This window comes from Flavobacterium okayamense (assembly GCF_019702945.1).
In the GTDB taxonomy this organism is placed as follows: Bacteria; Bacteroidota; Bacteroidia; order Flavobacteriales; family Flavobacteriaceae; genus Flavobacterium; species Flavobacterium okayamense.
In genome coordinates this window covers 901,322-919,393 of record NZ_AP024749.1, presented here as the reverse complement: position 1 = coordinate 919,393, position 18,072 = coordinate 901,322, and the positions used below count along the sequence as shown (strand labels likewise).

The 18,072-nt window shown below is 30.9% G+C and carries 17 protein-coding genes; all 17 read right to left on the bottom strand.

Translation table 11 applies throughout. From position 1 onward, the window contains the following. Window positions 1-30 precede the first annotated feature (30 nt). The gene (locus tag KK2020170_RS04220) at window positions 31-1,737 is read right to left on the bottom strand and encodes an AIPR family protein (protein WP_221259564.1); all 1,707 of its coding nucleotides are present in this window, start codon (window positions 1,735-1,737) and stop codon (window positions 31-33) included. Between the two features lie 508 nt (window positions 1,738-2,245). Continuing rightward, window positions 2,246-3,478 carry a murein hydrolase activator EnvC family protein gene (locus tag KK2020170_RS04215; RefSeq protein ID WP_221259563.1) on the bottom strand — a complete coding sequence of 411 codons (1,233 nt, stop codon included), beginning with the start codon at window positions 3,476-3,478 and terminating at the stop codon, window positions 2,246-2,248. Window positions 3,479-3,486: 8 nt separating this feature from the next. Beyond that, the gene (gene lolB1 / locus KK2020170_RS04210) at window positions 3,487-4,257 is read right to left on the bottom strand and encodes a lipoprotein insertase outer membrane protein LolB1 (protein WP_221259562.1); all 771 of its coding nucleotides are present in this window, start codon (window positions 4,255-4,257) and stop codon (window positions 3,487-3,489) included. Next, window positions 4,257-5,609 carry a tetratricopeptide repeat protein gene (locus tag KK2020170_RS04205; RefSeq protein ID WP_221259561.1) on the bottom strand — a complete coding sequence of 451 codons (1,353 nt, stop codon included), beginning with the start codon at window positions 5,607-5,609 and terminating at the stop codon, window positions 4,257-4,259. Before KK2020170_RS04205 ends, lolB1 begins: the two co-directional genes overlap by 1 nt. Further along, window positions 5,610-6,623, bottom strand: a complete 1,014-nt coding sequence (locus KK2020170_RS04200; protein WP_221259560.1) for a sugar phosphate nucleotidyltransferase — start codon at window positions 6,621-6,623, stop codon at window positions 5,610-5,612. A gap of 164 nt (window positions 6,624-6,787) precedes the next feature. Further along, window positions 6,788-7,222: a dUTP diphosphatase gene (dut, locus tag KK2020170_RS04195; protein WP_221259559.1), complete on the bottom strand. Its 435-nt coding sequence runs from the start codon at window positions 7,220-7,222 to the stop codon at window positions 6,788-6,790. Then, window positions 7,222-8,676: a lipopolysaccharide biosynthesis protein gene (locus tag KK2020170_RS04190; RefSeq protein WP_221259558.1), complete on the bottom strand. Its 1,455-nt coding sequence runs from the start codon at window positions 8,674-8,676 to the stop codon at window positions 7,222-7,224. The genes dut and KK2020170_RS04190 overlap by 1 nt, the downstream gene beginning before the upstream one ends. A gap of 30 nt (window positions 8,677-8,706) precedes the next feature. Further along, complete coding sequence (locus KK2020170_RS04185; protein ID WP_221259557.1) at window positions 8,707-9,201, bottom strand: hypothetical protein; 495 nt, start codon at window positions 9,199-9,201, stop codon at window positions 8,707-8,709. Window positions 9,202-9,294: 93 nt separating this feature from the next. Next, window positions 9,295-10,152, bottom strand: coding sequence for an ATP synthase F1 subunit gamma (atpG, locus tag KK2020170_RS04180; RefSeq protein WP_221259556.1), 858 nt, complete (start codon window positions 10,150-10,152; stop codon window positions 9,295-9,297). Window positions 10,153-10,223: 71 nt separating this feature from the next. Further along, entirely contained in the window at window positions 10,224-11,798 is a 1,575-nt protein-coding gene (gene atpA / locus KK2020170_RS04175; RefSeq protein WP_221259555.1) for a F0F1 ATP synthase subunit alpha, read from the bottom strand. A 36-nt stretch (window positions 11,799-11,834) separates the two neighbouring features. Then, window positions 11,835-12,371, bottom strand: a complete 537-nt coding sequence (gene atpH, locus KK2020170_RS04170; RefSeq protein ID WP_221259554.1) for an ATP synthase F1 subunit delta — start codon at window positions 12,369-12,371, stop codon at window positions 11,835-11,837. A 2-nt stretch (window positions 12,372-12,373) separates the two neighbouring features. Beyond that, the gene (locus tag KK2020170_RS04165; RefSeq protein ID WP_221259553.1) at window positions 12,374-12,874 is read right to left on the bottom strand and encodes a F0F1 ATP synthase subunit B; all 501 of its coding nucleotides are present in this window, start codon (window positions 12,872-12,874) and stop codon (window positions 12,374-12,376) included. 84 nt (window positions 12,875-12,958) lie between these two features. After that, window positions 12,959-13,156 (bottom strand): ATP synthase F0 subunit C, encoded by a 198-nt coding sequence (atpE, locus tag KK2020170_RS04160; RefSeq protein ID WP_014082777.1) that lies wholly within the window; start codon window positions 13,154-13,156, stop codon window positions 12,959-12,961. A gap of 39 nt (window positions 13,157-13,195) precedes the next feature. After that, window positions 13,196-14,356, bottom strand: coding sequence for a F0F1 ATP synthase subunit A (atpB, locus tag KK2020170_RS04155; RefSeq protein WP_221259552.1), 1,161 nt, complete (start codon window positions 14,354-14,356; stop codon window positions 13,196-13,198). A 494-nt stretch (window positions 14,357-14,850) separates the two neighbouring features. Continuing rightward, window positions 14,851-15,069 (bottom strand): AtpZ/AtpI family protein, encoded by a 219-nt coding sequence (locus tag KK2020170_RS04150; RefSeq protein ID WP_221259551.1) that lies wholly within the window; start codon window positions 15,067-15,069, stop codon window positions 14,851-14,853. Then, on the bottom strand, window positions 15,044-15,436 hold the full coding sequence (locus tag KK2020170_RS04145; protein ID WP_221259550.1) for a bactofilin family protein: 393 nt from the start codon (window positions 15,434-15,436) through the stop codon (window positions 15,044-15,046). The genes KK2020170_RS04150 and KK2020170_RS04145 overlap by 26 nt, the downstream gene beginning before the upstream one ends. Before the next feature lie 30 nt (window positions 15,437-15,466). Next, a complete protein-coding gene (gene porW / locus KK2020170_RS04140) occupies window positions 15,467-18,052 on the bottom strand; it encodes a type IX secretion system periplasmic lipoprotein PorW/SprE (protein ID WP_221259549.1) in 2,586 nt (861 codons plus the stop codon). Window positions 18,053-18,072: the final 20 nt, after the last annotated feature.

Here is an 18,072-nt window from a genome sequence, read left to right as displayed (position 1 = left end):
CAAAATTTAAAAATTGTACCGATTAACAAATTATTTACTTAAATAATCTAATAAATTTTTAGTTTTTGAAACCAACTTAACATCTTGTTTATCAGACTTATCAAAATCTGCTTCATCAATCACTTTACAGCATTTTTTAAATGCCTTCAACGTTTTTTCTTCATCAGATAATATATCTAATAAATTATTACAATAAGCTTCAATTTTTTTACTATTAAATTTAGGCATTTCATTTTTTTCATTTAAAAGTCTGAATAACATTAATAAATGAAATTTTACTTTTCTATATGAAGAGTCAATCAAGCCTTTTTTAAATAAATTTTCTAACTTATAATATGCATATGCACTTGTATAATATGGGATGTATATATGGTCATTATCAAAAATTTGAATTTTACCATCATTTAATTTTCGGACAATAGAACCAAAATAACTTGTTACGTTATGTGGTTCATTTAAAAACATACCTGCAAAAGATTTAATTTGATAAGGAACTGTAATAATTCTTGATTTTATTACACTAGAATCTGAGTTATATTGTTTTGACCTTCTTTCATAATATAATCTTTTATCTCCTTCAAAAGAGTTGTAATACTGCTCTAAACTCCTTTGAAATTGTGTCAAAGAGGCTAATTGTTCTTTTTTAATTGGAGTTTGATTATTTGTCGCTAATGTAATTCTTGTTTTAATCTCATCATCTTCTGTTGCAATCAATTTGATTGGAATTACAACTTTAGATATGTTGGAATTATTTTTATTGTTATACAAAACATTACTTGTTTGACAGCCATTAACAATTTGATAATCAGTAATTGTGAATTGATTACCTGTTGGTGATATTTTACTAGCAACAATAGTTATTCCATTGTTCAAAACACTAAAGATTTCTGATCCAGAATTTGTTATTGTTGATGCAATTCCATTATTAACATCATTGTTTTCTCCCTGAAAATCTCTAACATTGTCTTCAAAAACATTTAATAAATTTTGTTCTTCATTTGATACAATTTTTATAAACTCTTCATATGGTATTAATCCTATATATGCTTCTGAAATTCCATTAATTTCAGGAATTGTTATTCTGTTAGAAAAATTGATTGTAGTACTTACACTTTCTTTTGTCTTTCTATAATACTTTGCTAATTCTCTAGCTCCAAGTGGAATTATATCAACTATTTCAAACAAATTTGTAGCTTCAAGATCTTCTTTACCCGAATTAATAATTGCTGTTAAGTTCACATCTCCAACCCATTTCCCTGTTGTTACATAAAAAAGCTTACAAGAAGGGTTATTTTTTAATTTAGGTGCATTCTTATAAATATGATTTGCTAAATCGCAAAATTTTTGTAAAGATTCATTTCGTCTTAATTTCGGAGATGTTGAAAAAAAATCTTTAACCCCATAAATAAACGTATTTAAATCTGCAGTTGAAAAACTCGATGAAGTTTTTGATTGAATGAAAACAAAATCAACTTCAATAGAGCCGTTTTTTTCAATTAAATCATCTATTTCTTCAATTGATTCAACCAATACTCCATTAACTATAATAGAAATACCATCAATACCTGTATCATCTCCATCCCCAATAGTAACAAAGTTTAAATCAAAAGTTTTATTGTATTCATTTGAAATTACAGAATAATTTGCCAGTTTTTCAAAATCTTTTGATTCTCCTTCAGATTTTAATTCTTCTGTTTCCAATAGCTCATCAATAAAGCTTTGTGTTATTCTATCCATATATTATTATTTAAACACCAAATATATAACTTTTTACAACTTTTCCAAAACAAAAAGCTCCGCGATGAAGTTTGCGGAGCTAAGTGTTCTTGTTAAGAAATAAAATTACTGCTATTAACCTGAACCAAAGTTAAGACGTTTCTTAGTTAAGTTGGATACAGATTTTCTGTACATTTTGTTAAAGTTTTAGATGTACTTAGGTATATAAAAACAAAAAACCTCCGAAGTAGTTGGAGGTTTAGTGTCTGTTAAGAAATAAAATTACTGCTATTAACCTAAATCAAAGTTAAGACGACTTATGCCTTTCTTGGATACAGATTTTCTGTATATTTTGTTAAAGTTTTAGATGTACTTAGGTATATAAAAACAAAAAACCTCCGAAGTAGTTGGAGGTTTAGTGTCTGTTAAGAAATAAAATTACTGCTATTAACCTGAATCAAAGTTAAGACGATTTATACCTTTCTTGGATACAGATTTTCTGTATATTTTGTTAAAGTTTAAGTTAAGACTACATTCCATTAATCCAAGTTCCTGGATCGAGGGTTGTTGTGTTTTGCGTTAAATAGAACTTAAGAATTGCTTTTCCTGAAGAATCTACAAAAACTCTACCTAAACTGTCTTTAATATCAACTTTTTGACCTTCTTTTACTAGAACCGTTTCTAGATTATGGTAAATACTAATAAAATCTCCATGTTGAATGTAAACTGCTTTTTTATTTGAGCCTTTAATTAATTGGACTCTCAATACTTCTCCTCCAAACACCGCTCTAGCATTAGCCCCAGGTTTTGTCGCAATTTCAACACCGGTATTCATGTGCGTTACACCTTTATAAACTGGATCTTGGTAGTTTCCATAACCTTGTTGAACATAACCTTCAATTACAGGCCAAGGTAACTTTCCTTTGTTAGCTTTAAAATTATCGGAAACTATTTTACCTTCAGGCGTTAAAATAAATTTTGAGGTAGAAGATGAAGCTTTTACACCTGTTTTGGCTTCGTTCTTTTTATTGGCTTTAGCAATTTCTTCGGCGATTAATTTTTTTATTTGGCGATCGATTTCTTTTGCTGCTTTTTGCTTTTTATCAATTTCAGCCGTGTATTTTTTCTTGTTCTTTTGAACTTCTTTTGCTAATTTCTCTTGTTCTTTTTTCTGACCTTCTAAAAGTTCTTTCTCTTTCTTATTCTCTTCTAAAACTTTTTCTTTTTCGACTTTATTTTTCTCTAAACGTGTTTTTGCAACATTTAACTTTTCTTGCTTTTCAACAATTTCATCACCTTGCATTTTACGATAACTAGCATATTGTTTCATGTACTGAATACGCTTGTATGCTTGTAAGAAATTTTGCGAAGACAACACAAACATAACACGGCTTTTATCGTTTCGACTTTTGTAGGATTTGACAATCATTTTCGAATAATCGTCTTTTAAAACTTTCAATTCGCGATTAAGCTTGTTGATTTCTAATTGCGTTAAATAAATATCGTCTTCAAGTAAACGCTTTTGTTTTGCAGTAGTACTGATTAATTTTTCACTTAAGCGAATACGAGCTTTTTGTTCGGCTAATTGGCTTAAAACCGATTTTTCCTTTTTCTTTTCATCACTTAACAAGGTTCTAAAAGCCGCAATTTCTTTTTGAATTTGCGCTTTTTGTTCTTCTAGCTTTTGTTGCTTAGAAGAAGGTTGAGCAAACGCTAAAAGCGAGCAGAATAGAAAACTTAAAACTAAAATGTATCGGTTCATGAAATGAATTAGTTAATTTTTACCTCGTCATAACCACTTGGAATTGAAAATGGCATGCTTAAATCTTCGTCAAAGGTAATATTCTTATATTGGATTTCAATAGTTACTTTATCGTCTTGAATTGCTTTTAAGAAAATTTCATTCGGTAAAAACATTCCATTAAACTTTCCAAATGAAGGATAATTGATTTCTAAACTTCTATTTTCTGTTTTTTGAACTACTTTTTCTTTTTTTACTAGAAAATTTGCCGCTTCAAAATAATATGCTTTTTCAGTTGTAGGCGATTTTATTTTTTCTGTTAATTTATATAAATCATCTTCTATTGACGCGATGTATGGTGTTTTTGATAAATCGTCTAAAGCTTTTCCTAACAATAAATTTTGGACCTTTTGAAAATCTAAATCGGTTCCTAACCAATTACTCAAAACCACAAAATCACCTTCAAAATAAGTGTTGTTTACTTTCTCATAATAACTCACTTTGGTTGGCGTGATTAATGCTTTAGCTGCAGGAAATCCTAAAAACTTTACGTTTATCCAAATTTTTTCATCCTTAATCATACGAATGTCGGCAGAAACACTTTGCATGTTTTTATCGTCTTCGTATTTAGCACTAGCACGAATATTAATAGTTTTAAAACTTAATTCGTTTTTATAATGTTCTTGAATAACTTTAGTGGCTGCTAATTCTTCATTAGCTGCTAATTCGGTTACCGATTTTTTAGCTTTACAAGCCGATAATAAAACGATTAAAACAAATACACTTATTCTTTTCAACATTATTTTTTCAATTGATTTGTTAATTCATTCACTTTAGAAACATAATAGTCGCTTTTCTTTTTGTTCCCAGATTCTGCATAGGCTTCTGCCAATTGAATCGCAAAATAACGCTCTAATGCAATATCTTCTACAACAAATTCTAGACCAGTTTCTAAATATTCAATGGCTTGTTTATAGTTTTGCTTTTTATTTTCGGCATATCCAGCGAAATAATACAACTTAGGTTGCGATGGAAATAAATCGATAAAAATTACCGCTCTATTTCCTAATTCTTCATAATTTTTAGCATTGACCAAATTATCTAAAAGTAAATCAACACTTTCCCAATCATTTGGCTCATTTGCCAGAGCTTTCTCTAAAAAGAATGATGTTTTTTCATAATTGCGCTTGTTGTAATAAAACTTAGCTACTTCTTTAGCAACGTTTATAGTTTTATCATCAGACAAAATATCTACAGCGCGATTAAGTTGGCTATCATACTGTGTTGAATTTGCAGAATAAATCAAAAACTCATTTAGAAAACGATGTTTTAATCCTAATGTAACTTTAGGGTTTTCTAAAACTTTTAACAACTCGTTAGCTGCCGCTGTTCCATTATCCTCGTTTAAATACAGTTTAAACAAACTAATACTCGACCATTCAGAATTTGGAATTTCTATAGCTAAATCTTTTGCAACTTCAATAGCTTTATCTTCTCTATTTTGCTGAGAATATAATGCCATTAAATCGATATAATTTTGTTCGCTTTTTGGATTTTTTATAATAGCAGTTATAAGTGCTCTTTCATCTTTATTAGATTTTGAATCTTCTAATAATCGAAGCTTATAATACTCCATATTTGCACTTAAAACCGCTTTTGATTCGATTTCCTCAATTAACTGAAGCGCTTTATCTTTTTGATTGGTGTAAACGTAAAGTGAAACTAAATCTTCTTTTAAATGTTCATCAAACTCGATTAACTTTTGAACTATTTTAATAGATTTTTGATAATCTTTTGTAGCATAATAAACATCATATAAACCATTCCAATACCATCGCTGAGATGGATCTAGTTCCGTAGCTTTTTGAAAGGCTTGTTCAGCTTCTGCATATTGTTTAGAATCAAGATAATTTTTCCCAAGTTCATAATGAAATGCTGCAGTATTAGGTTGTTTGTCGATACATTTTTGAATAGCAATAATTGCTTTATCATAATTTTCGATGGCACGTTGTTTTATCGCATCATAAAAATTATTTTCAACAAAATCATCTACTAATGCAATATCATCAGGATTGGTTTGAGCATAAAAAGTAGTTTGAGTTCCAATGGAAAACAAAAAAATTAAAATTTGTATGCTTTTTATATACCTCATTTATTCTAAAACGGAATAATCTCCGATACTAATACTTTTGAAATCGCCATCAAAAGTTGCGTGATTACCAATCATTGCATTATCTAATTTTGCATTGCGAAGATGTGCATGTGTTTGCACTAAACTATTTTTAATTTTTACATTCGTTAAATGCGTTCCTTTACCAAGAGAAACATTTGGCCCAACAATAGAGTTAATCAACACTACATCATCAGCTATATAACAAGGTTGAATAATTTCTGAGTTTTCAATTCTTACTTTTTCAGAAATCATGGTTTCATCAGCATCTTCATAGATGAATTTCAACATTCTATTATTTGTATCGACAGTAACATCTTTGTTCCCACAATCCATCCACTCGGCTACTTCTCCTGGAACAAATTTCATGCCTTTTGCCATCATTTGCTTGATACCGTCATTAATTTGGTATTCACCTCCGTGAATAATGTTATTATCGATAACCAATTGTAGCTCATTTTTTAAAACGCCTACATCTTTAAAATAGTATATTCCGATAACCGCTAAATCTGAAACGAAAGTTTGGGGTTTTTCAACTAACTCTACAATTTCGTTTGCCTCATTCATTTGAACAACTCCGAAAGCTTCTGGTTTATCCACTTGCTTTACCCAAATAACACTATCGGCTTGTGTGTCTAAATCAAAATTCGCACGAATAAGAGTGTCCGCGTAAGCAATTACCGCCGGACCACTTAATGAATCTTTTGCACACATAATAGCGTGACCTGTTCCTAAAGGCTCGTTTTGATAATAAATGGTTCCTTTTGCTCCTAATTTTTCTGCAATAGCAACTAAATCGTTTTCTATTTGTTTACCAAAACTCTCATGAATAACAAATGCTACTTCTTCAATAGGTTGATTTAAAACTTTTGCTATGTCTTCTACTAATCGGTGAACTATTGGTTTTCCAGCCACTGGAATTAAAGGTTTTGGAACTGTTAATGTATGTGGACGAAGGCGAGAACCACGACCCGCCATAGGTACTATTATTTTCATTTTTTTAATTTATAGATTGAAAAATTAAAAGATTAAAAAACCTTTTAATCATTAAATATTTTAATAATGTGAATTCTCGATACTTACCGTAAACTTTGTTTACTCCTCTTAATATCAAATGCTCGAAGTTACTTTTACTGCTTACTGCGGCTGAACACTGTTCACTATCGAGTTCCTGTACTCCCAAATCCTCCTGCGCCACGTGAAGTTTCTGAAAGTTCTTCAACTTCTATCCATTCAGCGCGCTCGTGTTTAGCAATAACCAATTGAGCAATTCTTTCTCCGTTTTCGATAACAAAATCATCATTCGATAAATTCACTAAAATTACTCCGATTTCTCCTCTGTAATCTGCATCTACAGTACCTGGTGAATTTAAAACCGTAATCCCTTTTTTAGCCGCTAAACCGCTTCTTGGACGAACTTGCGCCTCAAAACCAATTGGTAATTCAATAAAAAGTCCGGTTTTAACAATGGTTCTTTCTAATGGTTTTAAGGTGATTGATTCGGTTATATTTGCACGTAAATCCATTCCAGCCGAAGCTATAGTTTCATAATTAGGTAATTCGTGCTGCGATTTATTGATGATTTTAATTTGCATTAATTTCGTTTTAAAATTCTTAAAATAAGTGCTTTCTCATTTCGATATACAAAGTAAGCAAAAATTAATAAACTCACGATGCCAAAAGCATAGGTTTCTCTTAAAATAGGCACGTAAAAAGACAAACAACTTAATATAACTGATAACAGTAAATAAAAGCTAATTTTTTGTTTGTCGTAAGGAATTGGATATTCTTTTTGGCCTAATTTATATGAAATTAGCATCATGCTTCCATACGCTAAAATAGTAGCAATTGCAGAACCCAAAAATCCAATTATTGGAATTAGAAGAAAGTTTATGATAAGCGTAACTGCTGCTCCAATCAAAGAAATATAAGCGCCAATTTTAGTTTTATCGATCAATTTGTACCAAACTGAAAGATTTGTATAAATCCCTAAAAAGAAATTGGCAATTACAATCATCGGCACAACATCCATAGCATTCCAGTAATCAGCATTTGGAACTAAAATTAGTTTTAAAACATCAGCAAAAACAATAATTCCTAAAGACATGAACGAACCGAAAATGACAAAATATTTAGTAATTTCTGCATAGGTTTGTGGCGCATTCTCATTTTTTGCATGACTAAAAAAGAAAGGTTCAATTCCCAATGAATAAGCTGTTCGAAATAGTACCATAAACATTCCTATTTTGTAACAAGCAGAATAAGCTCCAATATCGGACAAACTAATCCCTAATTTTTCTAATAGAATTTTATCAAAATGTTCGTTAATTGCAAAGGCAATTCCAGCAATTAAAATTGGGAAACCATAGTGTAGCATTTTCTTCCATAGCTGCTTATCAAAATCCCATTTGATTTTGAAATAATCGGGCAATAGAACTATTAACGTAAATAAACTCGCAATTACATTTGATACAAAAATGTAACCGATTTGAAAATTTTCTAAATAAATACTGCTAAAAATCGAATTTGAATCTTGTGCTAATTTGGGTAAAAACGCTAAGAAAAAAACGTTTAAACCTAAGTTTATGGCAACGTTTACAATTTTTATAAAAGCGTATTTTATTGGTCGGCTTTCGGCACGAAGTTTAGCAAAAGGAATCACCGTTAAAGTATCGATTACTAAAATCCAAATGGTGTAAATTAGATAATCAATGCTAATTTCTGTTAGCGATGACAACTGATTTTTGAATAATAAAGCAACAGCTAAGAATGCTAAAGTTGAACCTAATAGCGAAATCATTGCTGTTGAAATAACACTTTTCTTATTGTCTTCTTGATTGTAAAACCTAAAAAAAGCCGTTTCCATTCCGTAGGTTAATACTACATTAAAAAAAATCAGGTATGAAAAAATGATAGAAACTTCACCATATTCTTCTTTTGGAAGATAATCGGTATATAATCTTACCAAGAGAAAACTTAACATTCTAGGTAAAACTGTTGCTATACCATAGATCGCTGTTTGTTTGAAAAGCTTTTTATATAAACTCAAAATGAAGTTATTTTACGCTAACAAAAGTAATTAATTTCTTGGTTTTGCCGATGGATACGCTAACATTTCCACTTGTTTTACGTTTTCAATTAATCTTGTAAACTCTTTTCCATCTTTTTCAAACGTAAGTAAAACTTGTCCTTCTTTAAGTGAATTATCTTTTTTTACTGGGACTTCATTTCCATATTCATCAACTGGATTTTCATCAAGATTCAACTGGTTGCGTTCAGTTTTGATTCGTCCTATATATTGTGAATTTTCCATAATATCAATCTCAAATGTAGTATAATGCAACAATTGCATGCTTTTTAATCGAACATTGCTAGGAAGCTTCTTTTTGAAAGTAAGATGTACATTAATTCCACTACCGCCACCTCGAATACCAGCAACCCATGATTGGTAATAAATTTCACTTATTGGGAAATCTTGCGAAAGAAATTCTTTATTAGTTTGCTCAATAATCTTCTTTTCGCAATTACATGAGAATGAAAAAAAACTAAATAACAGAATACACAACTTATACATAATACTTTGTTTTGTTTAAAGATATAAAATATAGCACAAAAAAAGAGCCAAACTTATCGTTTGGCTCAATTCATATTTTAAAAATTAACTTAATTATCCGTTTAACGCTTCCGCTCCACCTACAATTTCTAAGATTTCTCCAGTAATTGCAGCTTGACGTGCTTTATTGTATGTTAATTTTAATTGATTACGCAATTCTGTTGCATTATCAGTTGCTTTGTGCATTGCCGTCATACGAGCTCCGTGCTCAGATGCAAACGAATCACGAACTGATTTGTATAATTGCGTTTTTAACGATTTTGGAATTAACGTTAAAACAATTTCTTCTTTAGAAGGTTCAAAAATATAATCTGAAGATACTGCTTCACCACCAGAAATTGGAGCTAAAGGCAAGAATTGTTCAGTTTTAACAATGGTTGTTGCTGCATTCTTAAAATGATTGTATACGATTTCGATTTTATCGTACTCTCCTGCAACAAACTTATCCATTAATAATTGAGCAATTTCAGCAACATTATCGAAAGTTAAATCGTCATAAACTGAACTATGATTAGCAATAACATTATTCGTTTTACGTAAAACATCGTTACCTTTTTTACCAATTGCTAAAACATCTACATTTTTACCTTGGTAAAACTGAGTTCTATTTTTAATTTCTTTGATAACATTTGTATTGAAGGCTCCACATAATCCACGGTTAGAAGTAACCGCAACAAGTAATACTTTGTTTACTTCACGTTGATCAGCAAAAGCTCCTCCAGTATCTCCTTCTAAAGTAGCACTTAAATTTTGTAATAATTCCGTTAACTTTTCTGCATATGGACGCATAGCAGTAATAGCATCTTGCGCTTTTTTCAATTTTGCAGCAGAAACCATTTTCATCGCAGATGTAATTTGCATCGTTGATTGAACGGAACTAATTCGATTTCTAATTTCCTTTAAGTTTGCCATTTTATCTAGTAATTAGTAATTAGTGATTAGTAATTAGCTTTTCACTACTTACTAATCACTTTTTACTTATATTAATATTTTGCAGAAATTTCTTTTGATACTTTTTCTAAAACATCAGTTACATTTTCATCGATTTTACCAGCTTTAATAGCATCTAATGTATCTCTGTGTTTAGCGTTTAAGTAGGCTAAGAAATCTTTTTCAAATTCTTTTACTTTTTCTACTGGAACATTTCTTAATAAGTTTTTAGACCCAGCATAGATAATTGCAACTTGGTCTTCTACAGTGTAAGGATCGTTTACTGACTGCTTTAAGATTTCCACGTTACGTTTACCTTTTTCAATAACGTTCATTGTAGCCGCATCTAAATCAGAACCAAATTTAGCGAAAGCTTCTAGCTCACGGTATTGTGCTTGGTCTAATTTTAATGTACCTGAAACTTTTTTCATCGATTTAATTTGAGCAGAACCTCCAACACGAGATACCGAAATACCTACGTTAATCGCTGGACGAACACCTGAGTTAAATAAATCTGACTCTAAGAAAATCTGACCATCAGTAATCGAAATTACGTTTGTTGGGATATATGCAGAAACGTCACCCGCTTGAGTTTCAATGATTGGTAAAGCTGTTAATGAACCACCACCTTTAACAATTGGTTTTAAAGATTCTGGTAAATCGTTCATGTTTTTAGCGATTTCATCATCTGCAATAACTTTAGCAGCACGCTCTAATAATCTTGAGTGTAAGTAGAAAACGTCTCCAGGGTATGCTTCACGTCCTGGTGGTCTTCTTAATAATAATGATACCTCACGGTAAGCAACTGCTTGTTTAGATAAATCATCATAAACAATTAATGCAGGACGACCTGTATCACGGAAATACTCACCAATAGCAGCACCAGCGAAAGGCGCATAAACTTGCATTGGAGCAGGGTCAGAAGCATTTGCAGCAACAATAACTGTATAAGCCATTGCCCCTTTATCTTCTAACGTTTTTGCAATAGCAGCAACCGTAGATGCTTTTTGTCCTACTGCAACATATATACAGAATACTGGTTTACCAGCATCATAGAATTCTTTTTGATTTAAGATCGTATCGATACAAACTGTAGTTTTACCAGTTTGACGGTCACCAATAACTAACTCACGTTGTCCTCTACCTACTGGAATCATAGCATCAACCGCTTTAATACCTGTTTGTAATGGTTCGTTTACTGGTTGACGGAAGATAACTCCAGGAGCTTTACGCTCTAAAGGCATCTCATATAAGTCACCACCAATTGGCCCTTTACCATCGATTGGGTTACCTAGCGTATCAACTACACGACCAACCATTTGCTCACCAACTTTTAATGACGCAATACGTTGTGTTCTTTTTACAGTTGAGCCTTCTTTAATACCTGTTGAAGGACCTAACAATACTACCCCAACATTATCTTCCTCTAAGTTCAATACGATTGCTTCTAGTCCGTTATCGAATTGTACTAACTCACCATATTGTGCATTAGATAATCCGTAAACACGAGCAATACCGTCACCTACTTGAAGTACGGTTCCAACTTCTTCTAAAGTAGCACCCGATTGAAAATCGGATAATTGTTTCTTTAATATTGCTGATATTTCAGCAGGTTTAATTTCAGCCATCTCTATATTATTTATACACTAAATGTGTGCTTACTATTAATTATTACTAAATTCTCTTTTTAATTGTTGTAATCTGTTAGCAACAGATGCATTATATTGTTTGTCACCCATACGAAGTACAAAACCTCCAATAATAGAAGGATCAACCACATTTGTAAGCGTAACTTGTTTGTTTGAAAACTCTTTAATTTTCGCTAAAACTTTAACTTCTAAATCAGAAGTTAGCGGTACAGCCGTTGTAACAACTGCTGATTCAATTCCGTTTGCTTGATTGTATAACGAAACAAATTGTTTTGCAATTGAAGGTAAAATTTCAAATCTTTTATTTGCTAAAAGTAATTGAAATAATCCTTTAGTTTCGTTTTGAACAGATGCGAAAATTTCAGACAACGCTGCAAATTTTGTTTGTCCATTTACAACAGGATTATCTAAGAAGTCTTTTAACTCTTTTGATTCCTTAACTGAAGCAGTAACTGAATTCATATCAGCTAATACTTTATCAGCATTGTTGTTTGCTTGAGCAATATCAAGTATAGCTTTTGCGTAACGAATAGCGGCTCTACTTTCTGCCATAATTAATTTAATTTAGCATCACCTAACATTTTCTCAACTAATTTAGATTGAGCTTCTTTGTTAGCTAATTCTTCTTTTAATAATTTTTCTGCAATTTCAATTGAAAGCGTAGATACATGAGATTTTAATTCTGCCATAGCTGCGTTTTTCTCACTATCGATAGTAGCTTTTGCTTGAGCAATCATTTTCTCACCTTGAACTTGAGCTTCAGCTCTTGCGTCTGCAACCATTTTGTCTTTCATTTCACGAGCTTCTTTAAGCATGTTATCACGCTCTGCTCTAGCTTCAGCTAATAATTTTTCGTTATCCGCTTGTAAGTTTTGCATGTCTTTTTTAGCATTTTCAGCTGCTAATAAAGCCTTTTGAATACCTTCTTCACGCTCAGTAATGGCACTCATGATAGGTTTCCATGCAAATTTTACTAATAAAACAATAAGTATTAATAAAATTAATGCTTGCCAAAAAAACAGTCCAAATGAAAAATCGTTAATTAACTTATCCATTGATGAAATTTATATTTATTCTTTAATTTTTTTTTAAACAAGACTTGTAACCAACCGTTACAAGTCTTTGTTAATTTGTTTTAATTAAGCTTTTCCTAAGATTAAAGCAGCGAATGCTAAACCTTCTAATAAAGCCGCGATAATAATCATCGCTGTTTGGATTTTTCCAGCAGCTTCTGGTTGACGAGCAATAGCATCCATTGCTGAACCACCGATTTTACCTAAACCTAAACCAGCACCGATTACTACTAAACCTGCACCTACTAACATTGGAATGTTCATAATGTATATATATAATAATTAAACAAAAATTCTAAAATATTAAATTACAGCATTGTCATGATCACCTAACATATCTTCCGAATGATGTTCGTCATGGTGGTGGTCTTGAACTGCCATTCCAATAAATAAAGACGATAACATTGTAAAGATAAATGCTTGTAAAAATGCAACTAAAATCTCAATCACAGAAATAAACAAAGTTAAAGCTAATGAAATTGACATATCTGCTGCTAAATTTTGCCCCACAAAAATCATAGCAATTAAACTCATGATAACTACGTGACCAGCAGTAATATTTGCATATAAACGAATTAATAAAGCGAACGGCTTTGTTAATGTACCTAGCAACTCAATCGGCGCCAAAATAATCTTCATTGGAAGAGGCACACCTGGCATCCAGAAAATATGCCCCCAATAATCTTTGTTCGCACTAAATTGAGTAATTACATAAGTAAACATTGCTAAACAAACTGTTATAGCAATATTTCCTGTCACATTAATTCCTAGTGGAGTCATCCCTAATAAATTCAACACCCAAATAAAGAAAAACACCGTTAGCAAGAAGCCCATGAATTTTCTATATTTTTTCTCACCAATATTAGGTATTGCAATTTCATCTCTAATGAAAATCACTAATGGCTCTAAAATTCTACCAAATCCAGTTGGTATTGGTCCTTTTTTATAGGATCTAGCTAATCCAACAAACATAATCAATAACAATACCGATGTAAATAACATTGAAACCACATTCTTTGTAATTGAAAAGTCTAGAGGCTTAACATTTGTAGGATGATGATCATCATCGTAAGAAATTGTTCCTTCAGCATCCGTTTTGTAGATTTTCCCATGGTATAACTTGTAATAGTCACCATCAACTTCAGCCACTGTTTCTCCATGATGTAATTTTGAAGAAGAAAAAATCTTCAATCCATTATCCCAAAGAATTACAGGTAATGAAAATCCATAATGCTTATTTTCTTTTTCATCAGAAAAAAATACAAAATCATGAGAATCCTGCAAGTGATGCTCAATAAAAGCATTTACTTTAGCTTTTTTATCCTGAGATTCATCTACATGTTCACCGTGAGTTTCTTCTGTAGTTGCATCTTGATGAATTTCATCATTTGCAAAACTTAAAAGAGGTAAAATCGCTAATGCGAATACTAATACTAATTGAAGTGGTTTTCTAAAAATTACCATACTTTATTAAATATAATTTTTTATGGTCGTTAAAATTTTTTGCAAAAGTACAACTTTAATTAATATTCCAAGTTTCAAAAAAGATTTTTTTTGAGATTTTTTCAATTTGTTTTGGTTTCAATCTTTTCGGTTCAACAATCTAACCGTCAAAAAGACATCTATTACAAGGAATATAAAAAAATATATAAATGAATAGTATTTTTCAAAGCTGTAAACTATTTTATTAATAAAGAAAAAAGAGGCTGCTACTTTTAACGTTAAAGTAACTAAAAAAACAAAACCTAGCTGTTCTTTATTTTTTTTATAAACCAGACAATGAACTATAAAAAGCATTAAACTTGTTAATGCGAAAAATAAGAATATTTCATTAAAACTATTACTCGTTTGATTCCATTTCTCATTAATTGATGGAATTTGATTAACTAGAAAGCTTATCACATATACAATTAACAATAAAATAATAAATAAATAAATGATCGATTTTAGCTTTGAAATCATTTGTCTTTGCTTAGCTGGATTACTTGTTTTATAACATAATATAGAGAAAGAAAAACACCAACAAGGGTAAGTATTTTTACATAATTATCTGAATTGTTTTTTTCATCTAAATATTGTCCAAAATAATTAAATATAAAAATAACAAATCCCATTTGAAATGGGATTGTTATTAATTGAAGCCATTTATTATTAGGCTGTTTTTTCGGATTGTTCATTACTAAGTGTTTTCAAATTACTTTTCATAACACACGTAGCTTCAAAGATTGCTCCTGGTTCCACTGCAAGTTTTCCAACAACTACATCTCCTTTAATGTGTGCCGTTGCACGAACACTCAACAAGTCTACCGCTTCCATCTTGCCAGAAAATTTACCTTCAATATCAACACTTTTGCATTTGACATCACCTTGCACTTCACCTGTTGGGCCAATAACAAGCTTTCCTGTAGAATTATAATTACCTATTAAAGTACCATCCAATCGGAAATCTGCTTTTGATTCAATCTCTCCTTTAATTAGGGTTCCTTCAACAATACGATTTGTTTTGCCTAACGGACTTTCTTTTGCTTTTGCTTTGTTAATCATAATTATGTAGGTTTGATTTGGGCAATTTAATTACTGAATATTAAGCCATTCTTGAAACTGTTTCTTTACTTGAACAACTCTATAGTTATCTGATGAAATCACAAATGCTTCATCTTTAACTTTATATTCTTTATTTTCCTTTAAATATAGTAAAACAGCTTGGGCCGTTTCTTTAGATTTAAATCCATGTAAAACAATAAAATCATTATCTAGATTATAAAAATCAACTGATAATTTCAAATCGTCATTATGGCTATCTTTTACATATTTTGCTAATTTTTCTACTAATTTTTCATTTGTTTTTCCAATTTCAAATGTCTTTGGAAATAAAATTTTCCAGCTTAATTTGTCTTCATCGGAAAAAGCTATGCTTTCTAACACAGGAATATCTTTATTAAGTAGTTCTTGAGCTTGTTTTCCTTCAGAAATATTTTGATATGCTACAGCAATTTCATTTAACGCCTTTTTGTACGCTTCCAAACCATTTGTCCTTGCTATAACTTTAGCTCTAAGCAATTCCATTTTAGGTAAAATTTCATCGCCAAAATACATCTCAACACGCTCGTTTATTTGAGCATATGCTTCTCTAATTTGTCCTTTTTCAAGTTGATTGTAAATATTTTTAAAAACTGCTTCAGGATTTTCACTATCTAGCTCTGCTTCTTTTGGATTTAAAATTATTTGCGCATATCTACTATCAGGATAATTTGCTAATATTTCTGCTTTGAGTAATTTGGCCTTATCTGGATCAATCACTTCATAGTCTTTGTATAGGTAATATTTTGTTGGTAAAATTAGTCGCTCTTCAGGATTAAAGGTTAATAATTTTTCGAAGCGATTGGCTGAAAGCGCATACTCTTTAAACTTTTCTTTGTATAAAAGTCCTAACTCATAATATGCATTGTTTCTTTCTTTAGATATACTATCAATTTCTTTTTTCTCTTTTGGTAATTGTTCTGTGTAAAAAGCAACTGTATATGCCGGATTTATTTCTTTTACACTATCATTCTCAACTTCAACAAAATCTTCATTTGTGTAATCATCTGAAAGAAAATCTTCTTTCGCTTTTGATTGCCTCCAATTGCTTCCAGGTTTTCTATTTCCCCATTTCTTTTGAAATTCCTTTATACCATACGCAACAGTAGTAGGGTTGTAAAAATAAAACGTAGACTGGCTATTCATTCCAATGGGCGGTAAATTTCCTCCTGAAATATTTATTGGATCAGGATTAGGATTGAATTTAGGCTTGCCAGGCATATTGTCTTGTTGGTCTTTAGCATCTTTTTCAGCCGCTAATTTTGCCTTCAACTCATCCTCTTTTTTTAGTTTTTCGATATATTTTTCAAAGAAAATTTTTCGATCGCCTTCATTCATTGCTACAAGTGATAAAATACTATCATTTTGTTTTGCAATATCTTCGTATTTAATTACATCAATTAAATTTTCTCTCTTCTTCTTGATTTTTCGATATTCTCTTGTTCTTTCATTCATTTTTAATAATGTACTATCATAGTACATTCCCGCCACTTTATAATCGGCATTTTTAAAATGAATTTCTCCTATATTTCTGTAGTTTGAAGCTGTTAAATATGTATCTTGAGAAAACCTTCTATTCGATTTATTATAATAACTTTCAGCTATTGAGTCTTTTTCAAAATTATCATAAAAAATACCCATTTGATGATAAATAATATCCAAATATGGTCTGTTTTCTCTATCTTCAATAAGTTTGTTGAATTTCTCTAGGAAAGCAATAGTATCGCCTTTTTCATAATCAAACTGCAATGCTTGCTTTGCATGTGCTTGAATTACATAACGACGTGGTGATTTACGTTTCATATCAATTACTTCTTGAAAAGCTGCGAAAGCACTATCTTGGTAATTCATTTTTTCGTAAATCTGCCCTAAAATAAAAGTATATCTTGCTTGTTCTTCTTTATTTTTAGTTTCCTCTTTAGCAATTTTAAGTGATGCTACTGCAGTATCTAAAACTTCAATGTTGATGAATGCTTGAGCTAACATAGCATTTGCATCGGCTAAATCCTGACCTTCAATGTTTTGACTTTTTAAAAGCTGCTTCAAATTTTTAATAGCTACTTCATTATTATCTAAACGAATATTCACTTTTTCACGCCATACTTTAGCATGATAAATTTTATCACTTTTAGGATATTTATATAAAATGTAGTTAAACGATTCTAAAGCAGGAATAAATCTGTTATCAAAATAGCGTGCTTTTCCTAGTAACAGATAAGCCTCGTCAATTTGCGGATTTCTTTCTGTTCCATCGATATTCATGGAATGCTTTTGGATAGCTTTAACCGCTTTTTCTTCGGCCTTTTCAAAATTTGAGTTCTTACTTTGTCCAGGAAGTATATTCTCGTCTTTTTTTGGCATTCTTTCAACTGTAAGAACATCCCAAAAATTATCTTGAAAGGTTGATTTTACTTCCTCTAATCCAGCATCTAGTGCAATATTTCCATTGTATAGAATATTGTATTCGGTAGATACAGCGTGTAAATTACGATTGATAAATCTATCTTTTTTAACTGAACACGCAAATACTAGGGATACTAAAAAAGCTCCTAAAATATATTTATGTATTGAACTCTTCAATGTGAAAACGTTTTTAATTC

Coding starts and splice junctions, on each gene's coding strand:
- KK2020170_RS04220 (WP_221259564.1), bottom strand. CDS start 1,737: ATGGATAGAATAACACAAAGCTTTATTGATGAGCTATTGGAAACAGAA.
- KK2020170_RS04215 (WP_221259563.1), bottom strand. CDS start 3,478: ATGAACCGATACATTTTAGTTTTAAGTTTTCTATTCTGCTCGCTTTTA.
- lolB1 (WP_221259562.1), bottom strand. CDS start 4,257: ATGTTGAAAAGAATAAGTGTATTTGTTTTAATCGTTTTATTATCGGCT.
- KK2020170_RS04205 (WP_221259561.1), bottom strand. CDS start 5,609: ATGAGGTATATAAAAAGCATACAAATTTTAATTTTTTTGTTTTCCATT.
- KK2020170_RS04200 (WP_221259560.1), bottom strand. CDS start 6,623: ATGAAAATAATAGTACCTATGGCGGGTCGTGGTTCTCGCCTTCGTCCA.
- dut (WP_221259559.1), bottom strand. CDS start 7,222: ATGCAAATTAAAATCATCAATAAATCGCAGCACGAATTACCTAATTAT.
- KK2020170_RS04185 (WP_221259557.1), bottom strand. CDS start 9,201: ATGTATAAGTTGTGTATTCTGTTATTTAGTTTTTTTTCATTCTCATGT.
- atpG (WP_221259556.1), bottom strand. CDS start 10,152: ATGGCAAACTTAAAGGAAATTAGAAATCGAATTAGTTCCGTTCAATCA.
- atpA (WP_221259555.1), bottom strand. CDS start 11,798: ATGGCTGAAATTAAACCTGCTGAAATATCAGCAATATTAAAGAAACAA.
- atpH (WP_221259554.1), bottom strand. CDS start 12,371: ATGGCAGAAAGTAGAGCCGCTATTCGTTACGCAAAAGCTATACTTGAT.
- KK2020170_RS04165 (WP_221259553.1), bottom strand. CDS start 12,874: ATGGATAAGTTAATTAACGATTTTTCATTTGGACTGTTTTTTTGGCAA.
- atpE (WP_014082777.1), bottom strand. CDS start 13,156: ATGAACATTCCAATGTTAGTAGGTGCAGGTTTAGTAGTAATCGGTGCT.
- atpB (WP_221259552.1), bottom strand. CDS start 14,356: ATGGTAATTTTTAGAAAACCACTTCAATTAGTATTAGTATTCGCATTA.
- KK2020170_RS04150 (WP_221259551.1), bottom strand. CDS start 15,069: ATGAACAATCCGAAAAAACAGCCTAATAATAAATGGCTTCAATTAATA.
- KK2020170_RS04145 (WP_221259550.1), bottom strand. CDS start 15,436: ATGATTAACAAAGCAAAAGCAAAAGAAAGTCCGTTAGGCAAAACAAAT.